Annotated in this window: 25 protein-coding genes; 16 read left to right on the forward strand and 9 right to left on the reverse strand. The window is 66.2% G+C overall.

Annotated features, from left to right (window positions below; all coding sequences use genetic code 11):
• Positions 1–34: 34 nt before the first annotated feature.
• Both H7F35_RS24325 and H7F35_RS24330 read right to left on the reverse strand, forming a co-directional pair.
• A complete protein-coding gene (locus H7F35_RS24325; protein ID WP_187109121.1) occupies positions 35–619 on the reverse strand; it encodes a GbsR/MarR family transcriptional regulator in 585 nt (194 codons plus the stop codon).
• Between the two features lie 50 nt (positions 620–669).
• Entirely contained in the window at positions 670–1,707 is a 1,038-nt protein-coding gene (locus H7F35_RS24330) for an AraC family transcriptional regulator (protein WP_187109122.1), read from the reverse strand.
• A 136-nt stretch (positions 1,708–1,843) separates the two neighbouring features.
• On the opposite strand from H7F35_RS24330, the gene H7F35_RS24335 reads away from it, so the two are divergent.
• The 6 genes from H7F35_RS24335 to H7F35_RS24360 all read left to right on the forward strand — a co-directional run bounded on the left by H7F35_RS24335 (position 1,844) and on the right by H7F35_RS24360 (position 7,505).
• Positions 1,844–3,403: a long-chain-fatty-acid--CoA ligase gene (locus H7F35_RS24335; RefSeq protein ID WP_187109123.1), complete on the forward strand. Its 1,560-nt coding sequence runs from the start codon at positions 1,844–1,846 to the stop codon at positions 3,401–3,403.
• A gap of 47 nt (positions 3,404–3,450) precedes the next feature.
• A complete protein-coding gene (locus H7F35_RS24340) occupies positions 3,451–4,635 on the forward strand; it encodes a lipid-transfer protein (RefSeq protein ID WP_187109124.1) in 1,185 nt (394 codons plus the stop codon).
• 11 nt (positions 4,636–4,646) lie between these two features.
• A complete protein-coding gene (locus H7F35_RS24345) occupies positions 4,647–5,087 on the forward strand; it encodes a MaoC family dehydratase N-terminal domain-containing protein (RefSeq protein WP_187109125.1) in 441 nt (146 codons plus the stop codon).
• A gap of 17 nt (positions 5,088–5,104) precedes the next feature.
• Positions 5,105–5,524 carry a MaoC family dehydratase gene (locus H7F35_RS24350; protein WP_187109126.1) on the forward strand — a complete coding sequence of 140 codons (420 nt, stop codon included), beginning with the start codon at positions 5,105–5,107 and terminating at the stop codon, positions 5,522–5,524.
• 37 nt (positions 5,525–5,561) lie between these two features.
• A complete protein-coding gene (locus H7F35_RS24355) occupies positions 5,562–6,392 on the forward strand; it encodes an SDR family NAD(P)-dependent oxidoreductase (RefSeq protein WP_187109127.1) in 831 nt (276 codons plus the stop codon).
• A 324-nt stretch (positions 6,393–6,716) separates the two neighbouring features.
• Positions 6,717–7,505 carry an enoyl-CoA hydratase/isomerase family protein gene (locus tag H7F35_RS24360; RefSeq protein ID WP_187109128.1) on the forward strand — a complete coding sequence of 263 codons (789 nt, stop codon included), beginning with the start codon at positions 6,717–6,719 and terminating at the stop codon, positions 7,503–7,505.
• A 6-nt stretch (positions 7,506–7,511) separates the two neighbouring features.
• Here the strand turns inward: H7F35_RS24360 and H7F35_RS24365 are convergent, their stop codons facing one another.
• The 4 genes from H7F35_RS24365 to H7F35_RS24380 form a co-directional block, all read right to left on the reverse strand.
• Entirely contained in the window at positions 7,512–8,546 is a 1,035-nt protein-coding gene (locus H7F35_RS24365) for a DUF2167 domain-containing protein (protein ID WP_187109129.1), read from the reverse strand.
• A gap of 53 nt (positions 8,547–8,599) precedes the next feature.
• The gene (locus tag H7F35_RS24370) at positions 8,600–9,286 is read right to left on the reverse strand and encodes a Fe2+-dependent dioxygenase (RefSeq protein ID WP_187109130.1); all 687 of its coding nucleotides are present in this window, start codon (positions 9,284–9,286) and stop codon (positions 8,600–8,602) included.
• Between the two features lie 27 nt (positions 9,287–9,313).
• Positions 9,314–11,611: a TonB-dependent receptor gene (locus tag H7F35_RS24375; protein ID WP_187109131.1), complete on the reverse strand. Its 2,298-nt coding sequence runs from the start codon at positions 11,609–11,611 to the stop codon at positions 9,314–9,316.
• A 227-nt stretch (positions 11,612–11,838) separates the two neighbouring features.
• Entirely contained in the window at positions 11,839–12,261 is a 423-nt protein-coding gene (locus H7F35_RS24380; RefSeq protein WP_187109132.1) for a cupin domain-containing protein, read from the reverse strand.
• Positions 12,262–12,366: 105 nt separating this feature from the next.
• Between H7F35_RS24380 and H7F35_RS24385 the strand changes: the two genes are divergently transcribed.
• From H7F35_RS24385 to H7F35_RS24425, 9 genes are all read left to right on the forward strand, one after another.
• Entirely contained in the window at positions 12,367–12,831 is a 465-nt protein-coding gene (locus H7F35_RS24385; RefSeq protein WP_187114396.1) for an ArsR/SmtB family transcription factor, read from the forward strand.
• On the forward strand, positions 12,714–13,190 hold the full coding sequence (locus H7F35_RS24390; protein WP_187109133.1) for an SRPBCC domain-containing protein: 477 nt from the start codon (positions 12,714–12,716) through the stop codon (positions 13,188–13,190). The genes H7F35_RS24385 and H7F35_RS24390 overlap by 118 nt, the downstream gene beginning before the upstream one ends.
• Positions 13,187–14,431 carry an RNA polymerase sigma factor gene (locus tag H7F35_RS24395; RefSeq protein WP_187109134.1) on the forward strand — a complete coding sequence of 415 codons (1,245 nt, stop codon included), beginning with the start codon at positions 13,187–13,189 and terminating at the stop codon, positions 14,429–14,431. The genes H7F35_RS24390 and H7F35_RS24395 overlap by 4 nt, the downstream gene beginning before the upstream one ends.
• A gap of 92 nt (positions 14,432–14,523) precedes the next feature.
• Positions 14,524–14,895 carry a YciI family protein gene (locus H7F35_RS24400; RefSeq protein WP_187109135.1) on the forward strand — a complete coding sequence of 124 codons (372 nt, stop codon included), beginning with the start codon at positions 14,524–14,526 and terminating at the stop codon, positions 14,893–14,895.
• Complete coding sequence (locus tag H7F35_RS24405) at positions 14,892–15,278, forward strand: YciI family protein (RefSeq protein WP_187109136.1); 387 nt, start codon at positions 14,892–14,894, stop codon at positions 15,276–15,278. Before H7F35_RS24400 ends, H7F35_RS24405 begins: the two co-directional genes overlap by 4 nt.
• Positions 15,275–16,858: an MFS transporter gene (locus tag H7F35_RS24410; RefSeq protein ID WP_187109137.1), complete on the forward strand. Its 1,584-nt coding sequence runs from the start codon at positions 15,275–15,277 to the stop codon at positions 16,856–16,858. The genes H7F35_RS24405 and H7F35_RS24410 overlap by 4 nt, the downstream gene beginning before the upstream one ends.
• 51 nt (positions 16,859–16,909) lie before the next feature.
• Positions 16,910–17,095 carry a hypothetical protein gene (locus H7F35_RS24415; protein WP_187109138.1) on the forward strand — a complete coding sequence of 62 codons (186 nt, stop codon included), beginning with the start codon at positions 16,910–16,912 and terminating at the stop codon, positions 17,093–17,095.
• 32 nt (positions 17,096–17,127) lie between these two features.
• The gene (gene aroC / locus H7F35_RS24420) at positions 17,128–18,240 is read left to right on the forward strand and encodes a chorismate synthase (protein WP_187109139.1); all 1,113 of its coding nucleotides are present in this window, start codon (positions 17,128–17,130) and stop codon (positions 18,238–18,240) included.
• Positions 18,240–19,433 carry an MFS transporter gene (locus tag H7F35_RS24425; protein ID WP_187109140.1) on the forward strand — a complete coding sequence of 398 codons (1,194 nt, stop codon included), beginning with the start codon at positions 18,240–18,242 and terminating at the stop codon, positions 19,431–19,433. The genes aroC and H7F35_RS24425 overlap by 1 nt, the downstream gene beginning before the upstream one ends.
• A gap of 27 nt (positions 19,434–19,460) precedes the next feature.
• Here H7F35_RS24425 and H7F35_RS24430 read toward each other — a convergent pair whose 3' ends face one another.
• The 3 genes from H7F35_RS24430 to aspT (H7F35_RS24440) all read right to left on the reverse strand — a co-directional run bounded on the left by H7F35_RS24430 (position 19,461) and on the right by aspT (H7F35_RS24440) (position 24,699).
• Positions 19,461–21,113, reverse strand: a complete 1,653-nt coding sequence (locus tag H7F35_RS24430; RefSeq protein ID WP_187109141.1) for a bifunctional aspartate transaminase/aspartate 4-decarboxylase — start codon at positions 21,111–21,113, stop codon at positions 19,461–19,463.
• Between the two features lie 54 nt (positions 21,114–21,167).
• The gene (gene aspT, locus H7F35_RS24435; RefSeq protein WP_187109142.1) at positions 21,168–22,856 is read right to left on the reverse strand and encodes an aspartate-alanine antiporter; all 1,689 of its coding nucleotides are present in this window, start codon (positions 22,854–22,856) and stop codon (positions 21,168–21,170) included.
• Between the two features lie 154 nt (positions 22,857–23,010).
• Complete coding sequence (aspT, locus tag H7F35_RS24440; protein ID WP_261803331.1) at positions 23,011–24,699, reverse strand: aspartate-alanine antiporter; 1,689 nt, start codon at positions 24,697–24,699, stop codon at positions 23,011–23,013.
• Positions 24,700–25,204: 505 nt separating this feature from the next.
• On the opposite strand from aspT (H7F35_RS24440), the gene H7F35_RS24445 reads away from it, so the two are divergent.
• Positions 25,205–26,206: a sugar ABC transporter substrate-binding protein gene (locus H7F35_RS24445; RefSeq protein WP_187109144.1), complete on the forward strand. Its 1,002-nt coding sequence runs from the start codon at positions 25,205–25,207 to the stop codon at positions 26,204–26,206.
• The last annotated feature ends 11 nt before the right edge of the window (positions 26,207–26,217 follow it).

Below are 26,217 nucleotides of genomic sequence, written 5' to 3' on the forward strand. Positions count from 1 at the left end.
CCCCCAAAGCGGACAGCAGACTCCCGAGCCCGAATCAATCAGCAGCGGGATTTTTCTTCTTCGAGGCGCCAGCAGTGATGCGGTCCTTGAGCGTCAGCACCCGCGTCACGGTCGCGCCCATGCCCATCAGCTTCATGACGGTTTCGGGCGAGAGTCGCTGCACGTCGTCGAACCATTTCATCAGCCGGTCGATCAGCTCGTGCATCTCGCGCATGCGCTCCTGCGCGTGACGCTCGGCGTCGCTCGTGGGTGACTCGAGCAACGCATTGCGCAGCATCGACAGCGTAGGCTCGATCTCGCGGCGGCGCCGCTCCTCGGCCAACACGCGGAAGATTTCCCACACGTCCGAAGGCGCCTCGAAATATTCGCGGCGATCGCCCGGGTGATGCCGCAGATGCACCAGGCGCCAAGCCTGCAGCTCCTTCAAACCCATGCTCACGTTCGAGCGTGAGAACTCCAGCAGCTCCGCGATCTCGTCGGCATTGAGCGCGCGCTCGGACAGGAAGATCAGCGCGTAGATCTGCCCGACGGTGCGGTTGATGCCCCATTTGCTGCCCATCTCGCCGAAGTGCGCGACGAACTGGCGGTTGAGGGAAGGGAGGTCGGAGGAGTTGGGCATGCGCCGGATTGTCGCGCTGGATTGCTGGGGTTTCGGTAGTTTCTGAAAACTCACTCCGTTGATGACCCGGGCGGTGAGCGCCGCCGGTACGACCCCGGAGCGCCGCCTGTCCAAGCCTTGAAGGCCCGCTGGAACGCTGCGCTGTCGGCAAAACCCAGCTCGTCGGCCAGCGCCGCGAGCGGCACGGTGCTGGTGTTGAGCCGCACGATGGCGAGGTCGCGCCGCAACTGGTCCTTCAGCGACTGGAACGAGGTGCCTTCCGTCGCCAGGTGGCGCTGCAAGGTACTGACAGACATGTTCAGGCTCTTCGCAGTCGTTGCCAGATCGGCCCAGGCGGGGCGGTTCTGCTGCAGCACCGAGCGCACGCGCGCGCTCACCGCCTGTTCCGCCAGCCGGGGCAGGATCACATTGGCCGGCGCTGCCGCCAGGAATGCGTTCATCGCCTGTGTGTCGCGATGCACCGGGGTTTCGAGCGCGCTGCTGTCGAACCACACGGCCGAGCAGGGCTGTCCGAACTGCAACTGTCCCGGAAAAACCTTCGCATACCCGTCGGCGTAGTGCGGCAGCTCGAAGCCGAAATCGAAACGCCGTGCCGTCAGCCGGCCACCGTGCAGCCAGGCGAACAGCCGCCAGTACACGCGCAGCATCAGCTCGTGCAGGAAGTTCTGGTGCGCGGCAACGGGGTTGTTGAGCTGCAGGCCGAAGCCCGCGAGCGGGCCTTCCCGCAGCAGCACCAGCGTCAGGTCGTCCTGCAGCAGGCTGAAGGTGTGGGCTACGCGGCGCAGCGCCACCTCGAAGGTGGGCGCGCCCAGCGTGGCGCGCGTCATCAGCGCGAAGCTGCCGCGGCGCAGGCGGCGCGTGAGGAAGCACAGGGCTTCGTCGTCCAGCCGGTCCATCAGGAGCGCGAACAGGGCGACGTACTGCTCGGCGGTGACACGCGATCCCATTTCTTCGAGCAGCGCCGGTGCAATGCCGGCGTCTTCCAGCGCGGCATCGATGTCGATGGGCGCGGCGCTGCCCCGGGCGCGGATGCCCGAGAGCATGCCCTGCACGAAGGCGATCGGAATGGTGGTGGGCGGTTGCAGCATGGCGCAGCGATCAGACCCCAAGCATGCCACCGTGTCGATTGACGTTTTCTGCAATGCGAACGAAGCGAAGCGCAATCGCCGGGGCGTGGCCGGATTCCTACCATTCGGCAACAGAAAAAAGAGACGGAGACACACCATGTACATGACCCAGGCCCTGCACCGCAGCGTGCAGCAGCATCCCGACAAGGCGGCCGTGCGCTTTGCCGGCCGCACCCGCAGCTTTCGCGAATATGCCGGGCGGGTGGCGCGGCTGGCGGGCGCGCTCCAGCAGCTTGGCATGCAGGCGGGCGACCGCGTCGCGATGCTGTCGCTCAACTCCGACCGCTACCTCGAATACCAGATGGCCGTGCCCTGGGGCGGCGGCGTGCTGAACCCCTGCAACATCCGCTGGTCGGCTGCGGAAATTCTCTACTCGCTGGAAGATTCGGGCTCTTCCATCCTGCTGGTCGACGAGACTTTCAAGGGCATGGTCGAGCAGATTCGCGGCCAGGCCACGAGCCTGCGCGAGGTGATCTATTGCGGCGACGGTGCGCTGCCACCCGGCATGCTCGGCTACGAGTGTCTGGTCGATGCCGCCTCGCCAGTGCCCGATGCCGTGCGCCGCGACGAAGACCTGGCCGGCATCTTCTACACCGGCGGTACCACCGGCTTCCCCAAGGGCGTGATGCTGAGCCACACCAACATGTGCAGCTCGGGTCTGGCGCTGCATGCCGAGCACCTGGCGCCGCCCGACGGCGGCTACCTGCATGCCGCGCCCATGTTCCACCTGGCCGACATGGGGCTCGCCATGCCGCACTGGTTCGAGGGCAACACGCATTCGATCGTGCCGGCGTTCAGCCCCGAGGCCGTGCTGAACGCCATTGCGAACGACGGCGTGACCCACGTGCTGCTGGTGCCGACGATGATCCAGATGCTGGTCGACCACCCCGCGATGCGAGAGCCGCGAGACCTGAGCAGCCTGAAGTGCATCACCTACGGCGCCTCGCCCATTTCGGAGGCGGTGCTGAACCGCGCGATCGACGCCTTTCCGGGCGTGGACTTCGTGCAGGCCTACGGCATGACCGAGCTGTCGCCGCTGGCCACCATCAACCCGGCACGCAACCACACGGCGCAGGGCCGCAAGTTCGGCAAGCTGCGCTCGGCCGGGCGCGCGAGCTACTGCACCGAAGTGCGCATCGTCGATGCGGACGGCACCGAAGCGCCGCGCGGCACCGTGGGCGAGGTGGCCGTGCGCGGTCCCAACGTGATGCAGGGCTACTGGAACAAGCCCGAGCAGACGGCCGCCGCCGTGCGCGACGGCTGGATGCACACCGGCGACGGCGCCTACATGGACGACGACGGCTACATCTTCGTGGTCGACCGGCTGAAGGACATGATCATCAGCGGCGGCGAGAACATCTACTCGGCCGAGGTCGAGAACGCCATCACCCAGCACCCGGCGGTGGCCGCCTGCGCGGTGATCGGCATTCCGAGCGAGGAGTGGGGCGAGGCCGTGCACGCCGCACTGGTGCTCAAGCCGGGGCAGGGCATCCGGCCCGAAGAACTCATTGCCCACTGCAAGACGTTGATCGCCAACTACAAATGCCCGCGCAGCGTGGCGGTGCTCGACGCGCTGCCGCTGTCGGGCGCCGGCAAGGTGCTGAAGACCAAGCTGCGCGAACCCTTCTGGCAAGGCCGTCAGCGCGGAGTCGCCTGAGCCCTCTCATCCTTTCCTTTTACCCGTTCAACTTTCAGGAGTCCTCCATGAGCCAAGACGTCCACGTCGTCGGGGTCGGCATGATCCCCTTCACCAAGCCCGGCGCCAACCAGCCCTATCCGCAGATGGCTGCCCATGCCACCAACGCCGCGCTGAAAGACGCCGGCATAGGCTACGAACTGATACAGCAGGCCTACGTCGGTTATGTGTACGGCGACTCCACCGCCGGCCAGCGCGCGCTGTACGAGGTGGGCATGACCGGCATTCCGGTCGTCAACGTCAACAACAACTGCTCGACCGGCTCGACCGCACTGTTCCTCGCACGCCAGGCCGTGGCCAGCGGCGCGGCCGACTGCGTGCTCGCGCTCGGTTTCGAGCACATGAGCCCGGGCGCGCTGGGCGCGGTGTTCAACGACCGGCCGAGTCCTTTCGACCATTTCGAGACCATCACCGACGAGCTGGTCGGCAACGAACAGGTGCCGCTTGCGCTGCGCTACTTCGGCGGCGCGGGACTGGCCCACATGCAGCAGTACGGCACGCGGATGTCCACCTTCGCGAAGATCCGCGCCAAGGCCAGCCGCCATGCGTCGAACAATCCGGTGGCGCTGTTCCGCACCGTCGTCACCGAAGACGAGGTGATGGCCGCGCCCGTCATGTGGCCCGGCGTGATGACGCGGTTGATGGCCTGCCCGCCCACCTGCGGCGCGGCTGCCGCCATCGTCTGCTCGGCCCGCTTCGCCGAACGCCACGGCCTGGACCGCAGCGTGCGCATCAAGGCGCAGGCAATGACCACCGACCGGGCCATCACCTTCGAGAGCCGCGACATGCGCGAAGTGGTCGGCTTCAGCATGGCGCAGGAAGCCGCGCAGAAGGTGTACGACGCGGCGGGTGTGGGCCCGCAGGACATCGACGTGGTCGAGCTGCACGACTGCTTTGCGCACAACGAACTGATCAGCTACGAGGCGCTGGGCCTGTGCCCGGTGGGTGGCGCGGAGAAGTTCGTGGTCGACGGCGACAACACCTACGGCGGCAAGGTGGTGACCAACCCTTCGGGCGGCTTGCTGTCCAAGGGGCATCCGCTCGGCGCCACGGGGCTGGCGCAGTGCACGGAGCTGGTCCAGCAGTTGCGCGGCACAGCGGACAAGCGGCAGGTCGAAGGCGCACGCATGGCGCTGCAGCACAACCTCGGGTTGGGCGGCGCCTGCGTGGTCACGCTGTACGAACGCGTCTGAGGCAAGAACCCATGATCGACAAGAAATGGATCGGCCACGCGCTGCCGTCTTCGGTGTTGCCCATCGAGCGTACCCGGCTGCAGTTCTTCGCCAAGGCCATCGGCGAGACCGACCCGGTCTACACCGATGCCGCCGCCGCGCGCGATGCCGGCTACCCGGACCTGCCCGCGCCGCCCACTTTCCTGTTCGCGGCCGAGCTGGACTCCGGTGCGTCGGACCAGTTGCTCACCGACCTGCAGATTCCGCTGTCGAAGCTGCTGCACGGCGAACAGAGCTTCAGCTACCACCGGCCGGCCTGCGTGGGCGACACGGTGACCGTGCGCTCCACCATCAGCGACATCTACGACAAGAAGAACGGGGCGCTCGAATTCGTTGTCAAGACTTCGCGCGCCACCAATCAGCGCGATGAACTCGTGGCCGAGCTGCGCACGGTGATCGTCTGCCGGCATTGACAAGGAAAGCACACGCCATGAACGCCATCACCTACGACGCCGTCAAGATCGGCGACGAGCTGCCCGCGCTGCAGTTGCCGCCGGTCAATCGCACCACGCTCGCGTTGTTCGCGGGCGCCTCGGGCGATCACAACCCCATTCACATCGACACCGATTTCGCGCGCAAGGCCGGCATGCCCGACGTGTTCGCGCAGGGCATGCTGGGCATGGCCTGGCTCGGGCGACTGCTCACGCAGTGGGCGCCGCAGTCGCAACTGCGCCGCTTCGACGTGCGCTTCCAGGGCATCACCCATTTAGGCCACGCGGTGCAATGCACCGGCCGCGTGGTCGAGAAGCTGGAGCACAACGGCGAGCGCTGCGTGCGCGTCGAAGTGCAAAGCGCCAACCAGTACGGCCAGGTCCGCATCGCCGGCGAGGCGCTGGTGGCGCTGCGCTGATCCATTCAAGAAGAAGAGAAAAGAAGGAAACCAGGACATGACAACCAGACTCGACGGCAAGGTCGCACTCATCACCGGATCGGGCCGTGGCATCGGCCGCTCGATCGCACTCAAGCTCGCATCGGAAGGCGCGCGCGTGGTCGTCAACGACCTCGACGCCGCGCCGGCCGAAGAAACCGTGCAGGCCATCCGCGCCGCCGGCGGCCAGGCCGTGGCTTGCGTCGGCAGCGTGGCGGCGCCGGACTTCGCGGAGCGATTCGTCAGCACTGCGGTCAACGAATACAAGGGCCTCGACATCATCGTCAACAACGCGGGCTACACCTGGGACAGCGTGGTGCAGAAGATGACCGACGAGCAGTGGTACGCCATGATCGACGTGCACCTGACGGCGCCGTTTCGCATCCTGCGCGCGGCGCAGCCGGTGATCCGCGCGTTGTCGAAGGCAGAGACCGAGGCGGGCCAGCGTGTGGTGCGCAAGGTGGTCAACATCTCTTCGGTGGCGGGGCTGTTCGGCAACGCGGGGCAGGCCAACTACTCGACAGCGAAGGCCGGCATCGTCGGCATGACGCAGACGCTGGCCAAGGAGTGGGGGCGCATGAACGTCACGGTCAACTGCGTGGCCTTCGGCTTCATCCAGACGCGGCTCACCGCGAGCACGGCCGAGGCGTCCACCGCGAACATCGAAGGGCGCGAGATCAAGGTCGGTATCAATCCTGGGTTGCTGGCGATGATGGAGCAGTCCATTCCTCTGGGGCGCGGCGGCACACCTGAGGAGGCGGCTGGGGCGGTGTATCTGTTGTGTACGCCTGAGTCGGACTATGTGAGTGGGCAGACGTTGATGTGTACCGGGGGGCTTACTGGTATCTGAGGCTGTTTTGAAGCGTTGCTGCTGTTCAGGGCGGCGCTCACGCCGACACGGTGCTCTTTTTCGCGAATGTCCCCCGCTTCGCTCCTCCTTTATTTCGCGAAAAAGAGCCCCGTATCGACGCGAGCACTCAGAGCGGTCGTTGATCGGCGATCACCAGCAGCGTGCCCCAGTGCGAATGACGCCAGGTGCTCCCCGCAGCGAAATAAAGGAGGAGCGAAGCGGGGGACATTCGCGGAGGGGAGCACCTGGTGTCATTCGCACTCGCCCCGAACAAGAACCTAAAACGAGCAAACTCAGCAACCCAACCGACACAGCGGAGCAAAGATGAATCAGAGCGAAGGCATCGCCTGGAGCGTGCAGAACGACATCGCCCGCATCGTGCTGAAACGCCCCGAGCGCGCGAACGCACTGTCATCACCGAGCGCCCGCGTGCTGGTACAGGCGATCGACGAGGTGCTGGCACACAACCCGCGCGCCATCCTGCTGACTGGCGAGGGCCGCGTGTTCTGCGCAGGCGGCGACATCGACGAGTTCGTCGCTGTTGGCGAGAAACTGCCCGAATTGGTGGACCACATCCTGGACGGGCTGCATCCCGCATTGCTGCGCCTGGCGTCGAACCCGGCACCGCTGGTCGTGGCCGTGAACGGATCTGCGGGCGGCGCAGGCGTGGGGCTGGCGCTGTGCGGCGACTTCGTGCTGGCTGCGGCGTCGATGAAGCTGCGCACGGGGTATGCGGCCATCGGGCTGTCACCCGATGCGGGGGCTTCCTACTTCCTCGCGCGACGTGCCGGGCCCGTGCGGGCGCAACAACTGCTGATGCTCAGCGACGCCATCGACAGCCGGCGCTGCCTTGAATGGGGCATCGTCGATGCGGTCTATCCGGATGCCGAACTCGCAGCGGCAGCCGAAGCGCTGGTGATGCGGCTGGCGAGCGGCGCCAGTGCCTCGTTCGCGGGCATCAAGGCACTGTGCGCCGGCGCGCAGTGCCGGCCGATCGAGGCGCACTTTGCGATGGAGCAGAAGCTGCTGCGCGAACGTGCGGGCAGCGCGGATGCGCGTGAGGGCGTGGCGGCATTCGTTGCCAAGCGGGCGCCACGCTTCACTGGTCGCTGAAGCGGGTCAGACGGTGGGCGGCTTTGGCGGCTCGTTGTTGATGCCGCTGGTGCTGCTGCTACTTGTGGCGTTGAAGCTGTCGTCCACAGGCGCCGTCGCGACGACGGCGGGTTCCTTCTTCTTGAACACCTTGGCAATGCCCCACAGCGCTGCGCCGACCGCCACGACGGCGATCTTCGCGAACTTGGCAAGGAAGGCCAGGGCCAATGCGAACAGGCCCAGCTTCTTCACGGCAACGCCCGCCACCAGTGCAGCCAGTCCGTAGGCAGCGACCTTGTCGGTGGACGAGTTGAAGTCCGCGTACTTCTTGCCGTCGTCGTACTGCAGCGCGGCGAGCAGCTTGGCAGCGTCGGGCTTGTACTTGTCGAGGTCGCTCGCGTTGGTGATGAGGTTCAGGCTCAGGTAACCGTCACGGCCCAGCGCGTAGGTGTTGTAGTTCACACCCTGGTTGCCGTCGGTGCCGCCCTTCTTCTTCGACAGGGCCGACCACACCAGGCGGTGCGTCTCGGCTTCGTACTGCGGCTTCTGTGCCCAGCCCGTGACCTCGATGCCCGGAATGCCGCGCTTGGCGCGCTCTTCGTTCGCGGCCTCGGTGCCTTCCTTCAGGCTCTTGAGCAGGTCGTCGGCGTTCCAGTCTTTCGCGTCGTCGTCCTTGATGTAGCCCTCTTTGACGAACTTCACGACAGCCATCCAGTCGGCGTCGTCGGCGGGGAAGATCACGCCGATGAAGGTGTCGTCGGTGCGGTTGCCCATGCTGCGCATCAACTGCGCGGCGGCGGGTGTCGGCACCCAGACGTAGCCTGCGGGCAGGTGCAGATGAGCCTGGTCGCGCAGTGCGATCTCGGCGGGGCCGATTTTCTGAACAGCCTTTGCGGCCTTGGAGGCGGCCTCCTGTTCGGCTTCCAGCGTGTTGGCGGCCGAGATGGCAGCGGCGGTGCTGGTGGGGGTGTCGGACGGCGATGCGGCATGGCCGGTGTGGGCCACGAAAGCGGCGCACGCGAGCAGCAAGCCGGCCGTCAAGCGGGTAGTGTGAATACGCAAGTTCTCTCTCCTCGGTTGTTATCGATTTTTCGAGCGGAGAGAGTTTATCTAGCTCAGGTGTCGCTCCATTTGCGAAGCAGGTTGTGGTACGTACCCACCAGCGTGCGGCGTGCCGCTTCATCGGCACCGCTCTGGTTGAGCCGCTGGATCGCGTTGTCCATGTCGAACAGCAGCGCGCGGTCGCCCGCATCGCGCACCAGGCTTTGCACCCAGAAGAAGCAGGCGACGCGCACGCCGCGCGTGATGGGCGTGACTTGGTGCAGGCTGGTGGCGGGGTAGAGCACCATGTCGCCGGCCGCGAGCTTCACGGTCTGCATGCCGTGCGTGTCTTCCATCTGCAGTTCGCCGCCGTCGTAGCTGTCGGCATCCGACAGGAAGAGCGTGGCCGACAGGTCGGTGCGCAGCTTGCGGCCGGTGCGCGGGTCGATGCGCACGCCGCCGTCCACGTGCAGGCCGAAGCGCATGCCTTCGCTGTAGCGGTTGAACATCGGCGGATACAGCAGGTTCGGCAGCGCGGCGCTGATGAAGGTCGGATGGCGTTCGAGCGCACCCGCCACGATGGCCTGGCATTCGTGCGCCACCACCGAGCCTTCGTCGATCTGCTGGTTGAACTTGACCGGCGCACCCTGATGGCCTGCGGTGACACGGCCGTCGACCCACGCATCGCCGGCCGCATCGAGGCGCGCACGCACGGCCGCGAGCGCCTCGCGATCCAGAACACCGGGAATGCACACCAGCATGGCGAATCGATCTTCCCGCCCGCAGGCTCAGAGGTGGTAGGTGAACGACACCGTGGCGGCGCGTCCCGAACCCGGCACCGCGCGGCCGCCATCCGATGGAATCAGCGCGTCGTAGTAATGGCGGTTGGCCAGGTTGAACACGTTCAGGCGGATGTCGTACTTGGGCTGATGGTAAGCCACCATCGCGTCCAGCCGCGCGTAGCCGCCCACCTGGACCAGGTCGGTGTTGTTGGCGAAACGCTTCGCGCTGTAGGTGGTGCCGCCGCCGATTTCCCATTCGGGTGTGACGGCGTACGTGGCCCAGAGGCTGGCCGCGTCCTTCGGTGTGTTGGCCGGCGTCTTGCCGAGCGTGCCGGGCGCGATGCCTTCGATGATGGAGGCGTCCAGGTGCGTGTAGGCGCCGAACAGTTGCAGCTTGTCGGTCACGCGGCCCGCGATGCCGGCGCGCGCGCCGTTGACACGCACGGTGCCGGTGGCGCTGTAGGTGCCGTCGCTGTTCTGCGAGCGTGCGTTGGTCTGCGTGATCTGGAACGCGGCCGCCGTCAGCGAGAGGTTGCCGTCGTTCATGTCCCACTTGCCGCCGAACTCGTAGGCCTTGTTCTTCTGCGGCGGCAGCGGTTGCGTGCTGCCCGTGGTGGCCACCAGTTGTTCGAGCGAAGGGTTGAACGAGGTGCTGTACGACACGTAGTACGACTGCTCGGGTGCCGGCTGCCAGATGGCGCCGGCGCGCACGCTGGTGAAGTTGACGGTCTGGCTTTCGCTCGCGAGCGTGGTCGCGCTCGAGATCGTGTTCTGGATGTTCGCGCTGTAGTGGTCCTGCCGCAGGCCGCCGACCAGCTTCCACTGCGGGCTCAGCTCCAGCGTGTCGTTGAAGTAGCCGGCCACCGTGTTTGCGCTGGCCGTGGCCAGGTTGCCGGGCAGCGACGGCGCAGTGATCGGCGTGTTGCTCTGGAACGGCGAGAGCAGTGGCGTGCAGGCCGCATAGCCGCTGGTGCCGCCCGCCGGGTTCAGCGCCACGCCGCCGCAGGTGCCGTTGCGGTAGTAGGCCTGGTTGCTGTAGGTGTCGTGGCCCAGCTCCAGGCCTACCAGCAGCGTGTGCTTGATCGAGCCCGTCTCGAATTTTGTGTTGAGCTCGGTCAGGTTGAAGAGCGACTTGTCGTGGATCGTGCGGTCATGGCTTTGCTGGCGCACCCAAAGGCTTTCGAGCGGCAGCGTGGTGAACGCGGCGGCCGGCACGGCGGTGGTACCGGTGGAGAAGGGCGTGAACACGCCCTTGGCCGACAGCGTGCCGATGCTCTGCGGCGCGGTCTCGCGCGCGTCGGTGGTGACGTCGTTGTACTGGGTCTGGTTGCGGATCGAGGTGTCGGGCGTGAGCTTGTGCAGCACCACCGCGCTGTAGGCCTGGATGTCGGAGATCGTGCGGTCGTCGTTGAAGCCATAGGCCGTATCGCGATCGACCTTCACCGGATGGCCGTTGAGCGGCGCCACGCCGTAGTCGGGCATGTCGCGGTTGTGCTGCACGAGCGCCGAGAGCGTCACCTGCGTCGGCGTGTTGATGCCGAACTTGACCGAGGCGTCGAGGCCGAAATCCTTCAGCTTGGTCTGGTCGCGCGTGCTGGCATCGCCTTGCTGGCCCATCGCCGCGATGCGGAAGGCGGAGGTGTCGGACAACGGGCGGTTGATGTCGATGGTCGAGCGCACCAGGCCCGTGGTGCTGGCCGACAGGGAGACCTCGCCAGCGGGCGTGAGCGACGGCTTCTTGGTGACCTGGTTGATCACGCCGCCCGTGGAGCCACGGCCGAACAGCATCGACGACGGGCCCATGAGCACTTCGACCGATTCGAGCGCGAAGGTGTCGCGGTAGTACTGGGCGCGATCGCGTGCGCCATCGAGAAAGATGTCGGTGCGCGCCGAGAAACCGTTGAGGTTGATGTTGGTGCCGATCTGGCCGCCTTCGGCGCCGCCGATCGTGAGGCCCGGCACATTGCGCAGCGCGCTCGCCAGCGAGGTCGCGCCCTGCGACTGCATCACGGCCTGGTTGATGACGGTGACGGATTGCGGCGCATCGCGCAGATCCGCAGGCAGGCGGCTCAGCGACGCCGGGTTGGCACCGAAGCTGGATTTGTCCTGCGCTCCCTGAACCTGCACTTCACGCAGCGTGCCCGGCACCGAAGTGCCCACGGCAGGCGAGGGCGCCGATGCGGCGCTTGGCGCTGCGGGCGGAACAGCCTGCTGTGCAAACGCGGCGGGCAACGAGGAAAAGAGACCGATGAGGGCAAGGGCAACGGGCGTGCGGCGGCGCATCGGGCGGTAGAGGCGGGTCATTCGAGAGGCTTTCCGGAAGGGGCGCGGGCGATGGCGCCCGGGCAATGTGGTGCAAACAAAAGCACCATCGCCGGAAATTCTGACTGCGAATCGCTCTTATTTAAAGTGTCTGCCGACCCGGTGTCTGGCATGAGAGACAGCGCTCCATCTTTACCTTGCAGGTCAGGTGGAAGACAGATTTCGATGGGCTGGCGCCGAGATGCGTTGACGAGCCTGGCGCTGCGGGATTACTTCCAGGGCGTAGGCGGCGGGATCTCGCACACCGGTTCGACATCGATGCTCTTGAAGTCCGCCGGCGAGACGATCTCCAGGTATTCCATGTCGGGCGAGTAGTCGAACAGGAAGTGCCTGATGCCCGGCCGCTGATGCACCACGTCGCCCGCCTGAACCAGCGTTTCCTTGTCCTCGTACATGAAACGCGCCCAGCCCTTGACCATGATCACGATCTGGAAGTCCGCCTCGTGGCGGTGCCAGCCGGTGCCCGTTTCCGGTGCCATGTTGGCCTTGACCAGATGCGCGATGACCTTGCCGTTGGTGGCCTCGGCAATGCCCAGGTCGCGGTACAGGAAAAAGTCGCGCAGGCCGCCTGAGACGAATTCAGTGTCGCCAGGCTTCACGTGGGAAAACTGGGTGGCGGTACGGTCCAGCATGGGGCGGCTCCTTTTCAGGTGGTGGTTGTGTGCTGCGTTGCAGCACGCATAAAGCGTTCCTGAGATCGCTTGACGCCCCCATCCCCCATCAAGATACTCAACCGCATGGTTCACCCAGAAGCCCCGTCCGACCCGGCCACCCTCGACGCCGTCTTCGCTGCGCTCTCCGACCGGACGCGCCGCGCGGTGCTCGAAACCCTGGGCGAACGCAGCCTCAGCGTGACCGAACTGGCCGAGCCACATGGCATGTCACTCACCGGCTTCATGAAGCATCTGCGCGTGCTCGAAGACGCGGGGCTCATCTCGCGCACGAAAGAGGGCCGTGTCGTGCGCTGTGAACTGTCGGCGCGGCCCATGCAGGAGGCCGCCGTGTGGTTGTCGCGCTACGAGAAATTCTGGACCGGCCGCCTCGATGCGCTGGCGCGCTTTCTCTATCACCAAGAGGAGACCGAATGGCGAACCCTGCCAACAGAGGAGCCGAAGAAGAGCGCCCCTCGCTCACCCTCCGCCGGCACTATCGCGTCTCGCCCGACAAAGTCTGGCGCGCGTGGACCGACCCGCAAGCGCTGAAGCTCTGGTTCGGCCCCGAGGAAATCGTCTCGGTGCCGCTGGCCGAAGTCGACCTGCGCGTCGGAGGACGTTTCCGCGTCGCCATGCGCGCGGCCGATGGCGAAACGCACGACGTGAGCGGCACCTACCTGGAGCTTGTGCCCAACCGCAAGCTGGTTTTCAGCTGGGCATGGCGCAGCACGCCAGAGCGCGAGTCGCGCGTCACGGTGAGGATCGAGCCCGACGCCGAAGGCTGCGAGCTGGTGCTGATGCACGAGCAGTTCTTCGACGCAGCGGCACGCGACGGGCACAACCACGGCTGGACCGGCTCCCTCGTCAAGCTCGAAGGCTGGCTTGGCCAAGGCAACGGGGCTGCATGACGGCATCGATTGCCGACGGCGTCGATGCGATCTACCGCACCGAGTCGCGCCGCATCTTCGCCACGCTGGTGCGCCTGCTCGGCGATTTCGACCTGGCCGAAGAAGCGCTGCACGATGCCTTTCGCAGCGCGCTGGAGCAATGGCCGCGCGACGGCCTGCCCGCGAACCCGCGCGCCTGGCTGGTGTCGGCCGGGCGCTTCAAGTCCATCGACGGCATCCGGCGGCAAGCACGCTTCACCGCCTGGGACGATGCGGCCGAGCACACCGCCGCACTCGCCGACCCCGCGCCCGCCTGGGACGACGACACCGAAGACCTGGAAGACGACCGACTGCGCCTGGTCTTCACCTGCTGCCACCCGGCGCTAGCGCCCGATGCACAAGTCGCGCTCACGCTGCGCGAGGTCTGCGGCCTGGCCACTGAGGAAATCGCGCGCGCCTTCCTCGTGCCGGCACCCACGGTCGCGCAGCGCATCGTGCGCGCCAAGGCACGCATTCGCGATGCCCGCATCCCGTACCAGGTGCCCGCGCTGGCCGAGTTGACCGAGCGACTCGATGCGGTGCTGCGCGTGGTCTACCTCGTGTTCAACGAGGGCTACGCGGCGTCGTCAGGCGACAGCCTCACGCGCGCCGATCTTTCGGTGGAAGCGATCCGGCTGGGCCGCCTGCTGATCGACCTGCTGCCCGACCCCGAGGCACTGGGCCTGCTGGCGTTGATGCTGCTGCACGACTCCCGCCGCGCCGCGCGCACCTCGCCCGAGGGCGACATCGTGCTGCTCGATGCGCAAGACCGCAGCCTCTGGCACCGCGGCCAGATCGAGGAGGGCGCGGCGCTGGTCGAACGCGCACTGCTGTCCCGCCGCTTCGGCCCCTACACGCTGCAGGCCGCCATTGCCGCCGTGCATGCCGAAGCCAGCGGACCCGGCGCCACCGACTGGCCGCAGATCGTCGGGCTCTACGACGTGCTGCTGCGGCTCGACCCCTCGCCCGTGGCCGAACTGAACCGCGCCGCCGCCATCGCGATGCGCGACGGCCCGGCGGCCGGCTTGGCGCTGATCGACGCGCTGCTCGCGCGCGGCGAACTCGCCGACTACCACCTGGCGCACGGCGCGCGTGCCGAACTGTGCCGCCGCCTCGGCCGTATCGACGATGCGCGCGCCGCCTACGGGCGTGCCCTGTCGCTGGCTCGCCAGTTGCCCGAGCGGCAATTCCTGGAACGGCAACTGGCGTCGTTGCCGTCTTAGAAATTTTTTGACACCCATCGCGCCGACTTGTCGATTTCGGCGACGGCCAATCGACCACTGGTGTCCACATTCAATCTGCAAGGAGATTCCGCATGAAATACCTCTGCCTCGTTTTTTGCGACGAAGCGGTGATCCGCGCGCTGCCACCCGATGAACTCAAGGCACTGAACGAACAATCCATGGCCTACGACCGCGAGCTTGAGAAGAGCGGGCACTTCATCACCGCCGAGGCGCTGGGGTCGGTCAAGTCCGCCAAGGTCGTGCAGGTGCGCAACGGCAAGCGCTCGCATGTCGACGGCCCGTACGCGGAGGCGCGCGAGCAGCTCGGCGGCTTCATCCTGATCGACGCCCGCGACCTGAACGCCGCGATCCAGATCGCGGGCCACATCCCGATGGCGCGCTACGGCGCCATCGAGGTCCGGCCCATCGAAATCATCGGAAAGACAGAGGGGAATGCCGCATGAGATACCTTTGCCTGATCTACGGAACCGAAGACCAGACGAGCCACCTCTCGCCTGAAGAAATGGACATGTACATCAACGAACACATCGACTACGACGCGCAGTTGCACGACCGCGGCAAGCTCGTCGTTTCAGAGGCGCTGCAGAGCGCTGACACGGCGACCACCGTGCGCATGCGCGGCAACAAGCTGTCCGTCACCGACGGCCCCTTCGCCGAAACCAGCGAGCAGCTCGGTGGCTTCTATCTGGTCGAGGCCGACAGCGAAGAAGAAGCGCTGCAGCTCGCGGCCGGCATTCCTTCGGCGCGCTTCAGCAGCATCGAGGTGCGGCCGGTCAAGTCGTTCGCCCGCAGCCAGGGCGAGCAGGGCAGCGAGGGAGGTCGATGAACGTTGCCGACACCGCATCGCCTCCCGCCCGCGCCACGGCGCGCGAATGGACCGGCCTGGCCGTCATCGCGCTGCCGTGCATGCTCTATTCGATGGACCTCACGGTTCTGAACCTCGCGATCCCGGCGATCAGCGAAGAGCTCAAGCCCACGGCCTCGCAACTGCTGTGGATCGTCGATATCTACGGGTTCTTCGTGGCCGGCCTGCTGGTCACCATGGGCACGCTGGGCGACCGCATCGGGCGCCGGCGCCTGTTGCTGATCGGCGCGGCGGCTTTCGGCGTGGCCTCGGTGCTGGCAGCGTTCTCGACCAGCGCCAACATGCTCATCGCCACCCGCGCGCTGCTGGGCGTAGCGGGGGCGACGCTGGCGCCGTCCACGCTCTCGCTGATCCGCAACATGTTTCTCGACCCGGCACAGCGCACCGTGGCCATCGGCGTGTGGATTTCCAGTTACTCGGCGGGCGCTGTCATCGGCCCGGTGCTGGGCGGCGTGCTGCTGCAGTTCTTTCCGTGGGGCTCGGTGTTCCTGATCGGCGTGCCGGTGATGGTGCTGCTGCTGGTGCTCGGTCCGATGCTGCTGCCGGAGTACCGCGACCCCGATGCGGCGCGGCTCGACCTGCTCAGCGTGGCGCTGTCGCTGGCCGCGGTGCTGACCGTCATCTACGGCATCAAGCAGACGGCGGAACATGGGCCCGATGTGGTGTCGTTGCTGTCGATCGCGGTGGGTGGGGTGCTCGGCTGGGTGTTCATTCGCAGGCAGAAGCGGCTGCCGAATCCGATGATCGACCTGCGCCTGTTCAGCCTGCCGGCCTTCAGCGTCTCGCTCGGTGCCTACATGCTGGCCTGCTTCGTGATGTTCGGCATCTTTCTCTACAACGCCCAGTACCTGCAGTTGGTGCTCGGCCTGTCGCCGCTGCATGCCGGCCTGTGGAGCATGCCCAGCGCGGGCGCCTTCATCGTCGGCTCGATGGTCGTGCCGGTGTTGGCGCGGCGCATGCGGCCGGCCTTTGTCATGGGCGGCGGGCTGGCGGTGGCAGCGCTGGGTTTCGGCATGCTCGTCGTGCTCCCGGTGCAGGACGGCCTGGCGTGGATGGTGGCGAGCGCGGTCGTTTCCTCGCTAGGCCTGGCGCCGGTGTTCACGCTGGCCACCGACCTCGTGGTCGGCAGCGCGCCGCCGGAGCGCGCGGGCGTGGCCTCGGCCATCTCCGAGACCAGTTCTGAATTCGGTGGTGCGCTGGGCATCGCCATCCTCGGCAGCATCGGCGCGGCCATCTACCGCAGCACCATGGCCGATGCCGTGCCGATGGGGTTGGCTGGCCCGGCCGAAATCGAGGCGGCGCGCAGCACGCTCGGCGGCGCCGTCGCCTTGGCAGGGCAGCTCGGCAGCGGCGCTGGCACCGAGTTGCTCGACACGGCCCGTGGCGCCTTGATGCACGGCCTGCGCCTCACCGCCGGCATCTGCGCGGCGGTGCTGCTGTTCGTGGGCGTGCTGGTGGCGGTGCGGCTGCGCGGGACCGGGGCCAGCGGCGAAGACGCGCCCAAAGTACCACCGGGTGCCGCCGCATTGCCGGAGCGCTGACGAAACCCCATACTGAGGCTTCCACGACGCGATAGATCACCGGAGCCTCCCATGAGCAACGAACTGCGCAAGAAGCTGCATGACCTGGCGGAACTGTCCGAGAAGACCACCGACCCGCAGACCAAGGCCATCATCGAGGCGATCCGGCTGCAGACGGCCGTGCTGAACGAGCGGCTGTTCTCCATCGAGCTGCAGCTCGGCACGCTCACCCGGCGCATGGAAAACACGACAGACTGAGTGGCAGCCCCTTTGTGGGGATAATCCCCGCCATGAGCGGCAACACCTTCGGAACACTCTTCGCAGTCACCAATTTCGGCGAGTCGCATGGCCCGGCCATCGGCTGCGTCATCGATGGCTGCCCACCGGGCATGGCACTGAGCGAGGCCGACATCCAGGGCGACCTGGACCGTCGACGCCCCGGCACCAGCCGCCACGTGACCCAACGGCAGGAAGCCGATGTCGTGCAGATCCTGTCCGGCGTGTACGAGGGCAAGACCACCGGCACCCCGATCGCACTGCTGATCCAGAACACCGACCAGCGCAGCAAGGACTACGGGCAGATCGCCCAGCAGTTCCGCCCCGGCCACGCCGACTTCACCTACTGGAAGAAGTACGGCATCCGCGATCCACGCGGCGGCGGCCGTTCTTCAGCTCGGCTGACGGCGCCCATGGTGGCGGCCGGCGCGGTCGCCAAGAAATGGCTGGCCGAAAAATACGGCATGGTGTTCCGTGGCTGCATGACGCAGATCGGCGAGATCACCATTCCCTTCGAGAGTTGGGAGCACGTGCCCCACAACCCCTTCTTCGCCCCCATCGCCGATGTGAGCGAACTCGAGGCCTACATGGACCGCCTGCGCAAGGCCGGAGATTCGTGCGGCGCGCGCATCCGCGTCACCGCGACGAACGTGCCCGTCGGCCTGGGCGAGCCGCTGTTCGACAAGCTCGACGCCGAGATCGCCTACGCGATGATGGGCATCAACGCGGTGAAGGCGGTCGAAATCGGCGCCGGCTGGGACAGCGTCACGCAGCGCGGCACCACGCACGGCGACTCGATCACGCCGACCGGCTTCGTCACCAACAACGCCGGCGGCATCCTCGGCGGCATCAGCTCGGGGCAAGACCTCGAGGTGAGCATCGCGATCAAGCCCACCAGCTCGATCATCAGCCCGCGCCAGTCCATCGACATCCACAACAAACCGGTCGAGGTGGTCACGAAGGGCCGTCACGATCCGTGCGTCGGCATCCGTGCCACGCCCATCGCCGAGGCCATGCTGGCGCTGGTGGTCATCGAGCACGTGCTGCGCAACCGCGCGCAGTGCGGTGACACGCAGACCGACGCACAAAAGACCGAAGCCTCGTCGCCCCAGGCGTCTTTCCTCTAGTGTCCGCCCCGCCACCAGTGGCCGCCGGACGCGGCCACCTGTTGGCATTCGCTGGTCTGTCGGCCAGCTATTTCGCGCACATCGGTTTCTTCAACCCCTACCTGCCGCTGTGGCTCAAGGACCTGGGGCTGCCGATCTTCACCATCAGCCTGCTGGCCTCGGTCCAGTCGATCACGCGGGTGTTCGCGCCCTATGCCTGGGGCGCGCTCAGCGATCACACCGGGCAGCGCGTGAAGCTGCTGCGCTTCAGCGCGGCGGTGGCGCTGGCCAGTTCCTTCGGCCTGTGGTGGCACGGCGGTGCATGGTGGCTCGCCTTGGTGCTGCTCGTGATGTTCACCCACACCAGCTCGATGATGTCGCTCACCGAAGCGGCCATGGCGCAACTGGTGGCTGGCGACTGGGGCCGCTACGGGCGCATTCGGCTGTGCGGCTCGGCCGGTTTCCTCGTCACAGTGTTCGTCGCGGGTGAATGGTTCGAGCGCTTCGGCATGAAGCACTTTCCGTTCTGGGCGGCCGGCACGCTGGCCATCGTGCTGATCGCGACGATGAAGCTGCCCGATCTGCGCGAACCGCCGGCGGCGCACGATGCCGTCAAGATGCCTATCGGGCCGGTGATGCGCAACCCGGTGGTGCGGTGGTTCTTTGCGGCCCTGTTCTTCCAGGTGATGTCGCACTTCTCGGTGTACGCCTTCTTCTCGCTTTATCTGGATTCGATCGGCTACGGCAAAAGCACCATCGGTTTGCTGTGGGCGCTGTCGGTGGTGGCAGAGATCGTCTGGTTCTTCCTGCAGGGCCGGCTCATCGGCCTGCTGCCGATGCCGCACTGGATGCTGCTGTGCGGCGTTGCCGCCGTTGCGCGGCTGGGCCTGACGGCGGGGCTGGGCGGCTTCATCGCAGCGCTGATCGTGGCCCAATGGCTCCATGCGTTGAGCTTCGCGGCGCATCACACGACCTGCATCGCCATGGTGTCGCGCCGCTTCCCCGGCCAGTTGCGCGGGCGAGGGCAGGCGCTGTTCACGGTGATCGGCTACGGCTTCGGCGGTGTGCTGGGCGTGCTGCTCGGCGGGGCCGTGGCGCAGGAGTTCGGGTATCGGACCATGTTCGCGCTGGCTGCGGTGCTCGCGGTGGTGGGCAGCCTGTGCGCTTGGCGGGTGGTGACGCTCGACAGGCAGGAGCGCGAGAGCCGGGGCTGACCGCAGGCGGTTGCCCCGGGCACAGATCTATTTCTTCCCGGCCTTGCCCGGCTTCTTGCTCTTGGCTGCTCCGCCGCCCTTGGCCGCGCGCCCACCCCCGTCCTCCTTCTCGAACAACGCAAAGTACTCCGACGCCAGCTTGCGCAGCGAGCGCCCGATGTTCGCGTAGTCGTATTCGTTGAGGTTGGCCAGCGACACGCGGCCTGACGCGTGCTTCCCGCCGAAGCCGCGTCCCGGCAGCAGCACGATGCTTGTTTCCTCTGCGATGCGGAACAGCGCTTCGTTCGGCTGCAGCTTGGTCACGATCCATTTGCCAAAGCGCTCGCCGTGCATCTGCGTGGCGATGTCCTGCAGGTCGAGCAGGTGGTAGTAGCTCACCGAGTTCGGGTCGACCTCCAGCGGCAGGCCCAGTTCGCGGTACAGCGCTTCCTTGCGGCGCAGGACGATGTGCTTCATCGATTTCTTGTAGGCGTCCGGCTCGTCCATCAGGCAGAACAGCGAGAACATCACCATCTGCGCCTGCACCGGCGTGGAAAGCCCGGCCGTGTGGTTGAGCGCCACGGTGCGGCTGTCGGCCACCAGCCGGTCGATGAACTTCAGCTTGCGCGGCTCGGTGGTGATGGAGCTGTAGCGCGCGTCGAGTTCCTTCAGCTTGGCTTCGGAAAGCGCCGCGATCTGGCGGTCGAGGATGTTGTCCTCATGCGTGGCCACCACGCCCATGCGCCAGCCGGTGGCGCCGAAGTACTTGGAGAACGAATACACCAGGATGGTGTTGTTCGGACAGATCGCGAACAGCGAGCGGAAGTTGTCCGCGAAGGTGCCGTACACATCGTCCGTCAGGATGATGAGGTCGGGCCGCTGCTTCACGATGTCGGCGATGTAGCCCAGCACCTCGTCGTTGATCTTCACCGAGGGCGGGTTGCTCGGGTTGCACAGGAAAAAGGCCTTGACCTTCGGGTCGAGCAGCTTCTGCAGTTCCTTCTTGGTGAACTGCCAGTTGTTTTCCGGCGGCGCATCGATCAGCGCCTCGATCAACTGGTAGTCGTTGAGGTGCGGAATCTCGATGTACGGCGTGAAGATCGGCATGCCCAGCGCGATGGTGTCGCCGGGCTGCAGCAGGTGGTTTTCGCGCAGGCTGTTGAACAGGTAGGTCATGGCGGCGGTGCCGCCCTCGACCGCGTACATGTCGAACTTGCCCACGAAGGGGTGCGTGCCGATCATCTCCTTGTGGATGTACTGCCCCACGATGATCTCGGACAGGCGCAGCATGCGGTCGGGCACCGGGTAGTTGCAGCCGAGGATGGCCTCGCACATCTCGTAGATGAAATCGCCGGCCGACAGGCCGAGCTGGTCGCGCACATACGAGACGGCCGCCTCGATGAAGCGCGTGCCCGGCTCACCCGCATGCGACTTGGCAAAAATCTCGAAGCGCGACTCGATGCCTTCGCGCTGCGGAAACCCGCCCACGCCCTCCATGTAGATGTACGAGCGCTCGCTCTCGGTCATTGCGAACAGCCCGAACTGGAAGAAGCCGTGCCGCGGCGTGGTCGCCAGGAAGTTCGGGTTGCCGCGCCCCGCATTGAGCATGAGGCGGTCGCTCTGCTTGGCGACCTGGATCAGGGCATCCTTCAGTTCGAAGGGGCTCAGTCCGCCGAGTTTTTTCACGTCGCTGAAGTCCATTGCAAAGCTCCTGGTTGAGGAAAAAAAGAGAAAGGAAGCGGCCGCGTGCCGCGCTCAGACGAGCGCGACGATCAACGGGCCGAGCAGGGTGAGGAACACATTCGCCAGCGCATAGGTGATGGCAAACGGCACGGTGGGCGTGGTGTTCTCCGCCTTGTCGAGCACTTCGCCGAAGGCCGGGTTGGCGCTGCGCGAACCGCTCAGCGCGCCCGCGAAGATGGCCGTGTTGCTGTAGCGCAGCACGTAGCGGCCGAACAGCATGGTCAGCAGCATCGGCACGATGGTCACCACCACGCCCACGCCGAAGATGGTCAGGCCCAGTTGCTTGATCGTCTCCACCGCCTGCAGGCCCGAAGACAGGCCCACCACCACGACGAAGCCCGCAAGGCCCAGGTCTTTCAGCAACTGCACCGCGCTCGGCGGCAGTGCGCCGAAGGTCTGGCGCTTGGCGCGATACCAGCCGAAGAGCAGGCCCGACAGCAGTGCGCCGCCACCGGCACCCAGCGTCAGCGGGATGTTGCCGACCTTCACGCTCAGCAGGCCGACCAGCAGCCCCACCACCAGTCCCGCGCCCAGGTACACGAAGTCGGTCTTGGCACTCGGCACGATCACGTCGCCGATGATGGCGGCCACGCGCTTCACATCCTGCTCGGCACCGAAGATCGACACCAGGTCGCCGGTCTGCACCACGGTGTCGGGCTGCATCGGCAGCACCTTGCCCATGCGGCTCAGCCCCGTCACGAAGATGCCGTGGCGCACGCCGCCGGCGGTGGTTTTGCGGATCTCGTCTACCGTCTTGTGGTCGAACTGCTTGTTGGTCAGCACGATCTCGCGCTTTTGCAGGGTGAGTTCCATGCCGTCGACCGCGTAGACCTCTTTCCCCAGCAGCGGGGCACTGCCCACCACCGCATCGCGCCGGCCGACCGCGAGCACGATGTCGCCCTGGTGCAGCATCAGCTCGGGGCTGACCTCGATGAACTTGCCGCCGCGCTTCACGCGCTCGATGGTGATGGTGGTCGCCGGGTTCTGGTTCTCGATGTCGGCCACCGTGCGCTTCGGATCGCTCGTCAGTTCGTAGATGCGGCCGACCAGCGAGGGCGCCGCTTCTTCCTGGTCGGGGCCCAGCACCTTCACGCCGGCCTGCATGGCCGTCTCGGCCGCGATGGCGTCGTCGCGGATGGTTCGGCCCATCAGCTTGGGCAGGATGTTGACGCACACGATGATGGCGCCGAAGGAGCCGAACACATAGGTCACCGCATAGCCGATGGCCACGTTGCTCTGCAGCCGCGCTGTTTCGGCCGCCGCGAGCCCGAGCTTGCCGATGGCATCGCTGGCCGTGCCGATGATGGCCGACTGCGTCAGGCCACCCGCCGCCACGCCCGCCGCCAGGCCCTTGTCGAGCCCGACCAGCTTGGCCATGATCACCACGGTCGCCAGGCCGGTCGCCGCCATCACCGCGGCCAGGATGATCTCTTTGACCGACTGCCTGCCGAGCGAGCTGAAGAACTGCGGCCCGCTCTCGAAGCCCACCGCATAGATGAAGAGGGCGAACAGCACGGCCTTCACGCCGCCGTCGACGTGCACGCCCACCTGGCTCACGATCACCGCCACCAGCAGCGAGCCCGCCACGCCGCCGAGCTGGAATTTGCCGAACTTGATCTTGCCTATCCAGTAGCCGACCGCCAGCGAAAGAAAGAGCGCCATCTCTGGCGACTTCTTGAAGAGTTCATGCAGCCATTCCATAGGTCAATGTCCTTTCAGGTTTTCGTTTTTCTCCCTCCCCTTTCGGGGGCGGGTTGGGGTGGGGGCACGACGGCCATCGATTGAGCGCCGCCGTGTTGCAAGCGCCGCTTGCCCCCATCCCAGTCTTCCCCCGGGAGGGGAAGGAGCCAATCCCTTACTTCGCCGCATGCACCACCCCCGCCAGCGCCACGATCAACGGGCCCATCAGCGGCAGCACCACATTCGAGATGGCATAGGTGATCGTGTAGCCGAGCAGCGGCGTGGCATTGCCGGCAGCGTTCTGCACCGCGCTGAGCGCAGGCGTGCTGCATTGCTGGCCGGCAATGGCGCCGAGCAGCACCGGCGCTTCGAGCTTGAGCAGCCGGTGGCCGACGAAGAGCGAAATGGTTGCCGGCACCACCGCGACGGCCACGCCGACCAGCGGCAGCGCGATGCCGAACTTCTTGATCAACGACAGCGCCTGCGGCCCCGAGGCCAGGCCGACGCAGGCGATGAAGGTGGCCAGGCCCAGGTCTTTCATCAGCGCGAGCGCATCCGGCGGCACGCTCAGGCGGTGCGGGTTCTTTGCCTGATACCAGCCGAAGGCCAGGCCGGTAAGCAGCGCGCCGCCGCCGGTGCCGAGCGAGAACGGAATGCCGCCGAGCTTGACGCTGAAGCCGCCGATGAACACGCCGAGCAGGATGCCCATGGCCGCGAAGCTGATGTTGCTGCGCGTGGAAACGACCACGCGGTCGCCGACCAGCGGCAGCGCCTTGTTCATGTCGGGCACGGGCGCATAGAGCTTGAGCACGTCGCCGCGCTGCAGCTTCACGTCGTGCAGCAGCGGCATGACGTTGCCATCGCGTGCCAGGCCCACGATCTGCACGGCAGGCGGCAGGGCCGCGTCCAGCACGCGCAGTTCGCGGCCGAACCATTCGCGCCGGTTGACCACGACCTCGGTGGTCTCCACGACCGCATCGAAGGCCGTGGTGTCTGCGAACTCGCGGCCCAGCAACTCGGCCACGTTGACCAGCGCGGCGCGGCGTCCGATGGCCAGCACCTGGTCGAAGGCCTGCAGCCGCAGCGTGGGCTCGACCGCGAGGCTCTGGCCGCGCCGCATCACGCGCTCGATGTGGGCCTGCCCACCGAAGATGGTCGTGAGTTCGCCGACCGTGCGGCCCCGGCCCACCGTGACCTGGAACACGCGGCCCACCATCTCGGGCGTGGCGCTGGCCGCGTCCGGATCGTCGCCGCCACCGCCCATCGTCTTCCAGAGCTTGTCGGCCTCGGCGCGCAGGTCGACGCGCAGCAGCAGCGGAAAGACCTGGCTCGTGACGACCACGATGGCGATCAGGCCAAACACATAGGTGATGGAATAAGCCGTGACCACATTGGCCTGCAACTGCTGGATGTCCGACAGCGGCAGGGCCAGCTTGGAGATGGCGTCGGTCGCCGTGCCCACCACCGCCGATTCGGTCGCGGCCCCGGCCATCAGGCCCGCAGCGGTGCCTTGGTCGAGCGACAGCAAGAAGGTGGCGCCCAGCACCAGCGCGAGCACCACGACGACTTCGACAAGACACAGCAACCCGAGCCGCAAACCCTTGGCATCGAGGTTGGCAAAGAACTGCGGGCCGCCTGCGTAGCCGAGCGCGAAGATGAAGAGCATGAAGAACACGTTCTTCACGCTGTCGTCGAGCGTGATGCCCAACTGGCCGACAACGAGCGAGGCAATCAGCGTGCCGCAGATGCCGCCGAGTTGGATGGGCCCGAAGCGGATCTGGCCCACGGCATAGCCGATGGCGAGCACGAGGAAGAGCGCTATTTCGGGCTGGCTTTTCAGTATTCCGGTCAGATCACCGATCACCCGCCATTCCTCTCGTCGCTGATTGTTTTGCCGAATTGGCGTCAGGCCATTCTGTCGAGATTCGGTCAATGCGCAAGGCTGATGCGCGAGGACGTGGAAGGGCGCGACACCTATTTGCATCAATTTTGGGAAAGCAGATGAAAGAGGGAAAACTTTGTTCTGACGCAATGAGTCGACTATTTTTTTGTGCACCCTCTTGCGATGAACGGCATGCAAATGAATGACATGGCGGGCCGCGCGATGGCAGGCTTTCCGGAACCTGTTTTCAGAATCGACAAGTCGTCCCATGCCATCGTCGATCAGCACTTCTCGCGCTGAGCCGAAGGCGATCTGCAGCTACAAATTCAACGCATCGGCCTTCGGGTTTTCGATAACTAAAGTCACTTGATTTAGTCGCCTCGCTGACCGATAGTCCTCCTGCGTTCGGATACCGCGCCTTCTTGCAGGGCACGCATCCGGTTCAACAGACCGCAGGCGCATGGCCGCCTGCCCACGGAGACAAACCATGTTCAGCTCCCGCTCCATCCTGGCCATGGCGGCCATGTCTTTGGCCGCATCGGCCGCCTTTGCAGCAGACCAGCCCATCATCGGCCTGGTCACCAAGACCGAGACCAACCCCTTCTTCGTGAAGATGAAGGAAGGCGCGCAGGAAGAAGCCAAGAAGCTCGGCGCCAAGCTGCTGTCGGGCGCGGGCAAGGCCGACGGCGACAACGCGGGCCAGATCACCGCGATGGAAAACATGATCGCGGCCGGCGCCAAGACCATCCTGATCACGCCGAGCGACGCGAAGGCCATCGTGCCGGCGATCAAGAAGGCGCGCGACAAGGGCATCATGGTGATCGCGCTCGACAGCCCGGCCGATCCACCGGATGCCACCGACGCGCTCTTCGCCACCAACAACTACACCGCCGGCGTGCTGATCGGCGAATACGCCAAGGCCGCGATGGCCGGCAAGACGCCCAAGATCGTCGCGCTCGACCTGCTGCCGGGCCACCCGGTGGGCGCGCAACGCCACAACGGTTTCATGAAGGGCTTCGGGCTCGCAGCGAACGACGCCAAGTCGAACGAACTGTCGAAGGCGCCAGAGATCGTCTGCATGGCCGACAGCTACGGCGACCAGGCCAAGGCGCAGACGGTGATGGAAAACTGCCTGCAGAAGGCGCCCGAGGTGAACCTGGTCTACACGATCAACGAACCCGCAGCGGCCGGTGCCTACAACGCGCTCAAGCGCGCAGGCAAGGAGAAGGGCGTGATGATCGTCTCGGTCGACGGCGGTTGCCAGGGCATCAAGGACACCAACGCCGGCATCATCGCCGCGACCTCGCAGCAGTACCCGCTGAAGATGGCCGCCATGGGCGTGGCCGCGGGCGTGGAGTTCGCCAAGACCGGCAAGAAGGCCACGGGTTATGTCGACACCGGCGTGACGCTGATCGCCGGCAAGAGCGTGACGGGTGTCGAAAGCAAGGACACCAAGACCGGCGCCGAGTTGTGCTGGGGCAAGAAGTAAACAAGCGAACA

Origin of the sequence: Variovorax sp. PAMC26660 (genome assembly GCF_014302995.1) — a bacterium.
Taxonomy (GTDB): domain Bacteria; phylum Pseudomonadota; class Gammaproteobacteria; order Burkholderiales; family Burkholderiaceae_C; genus Variovorax.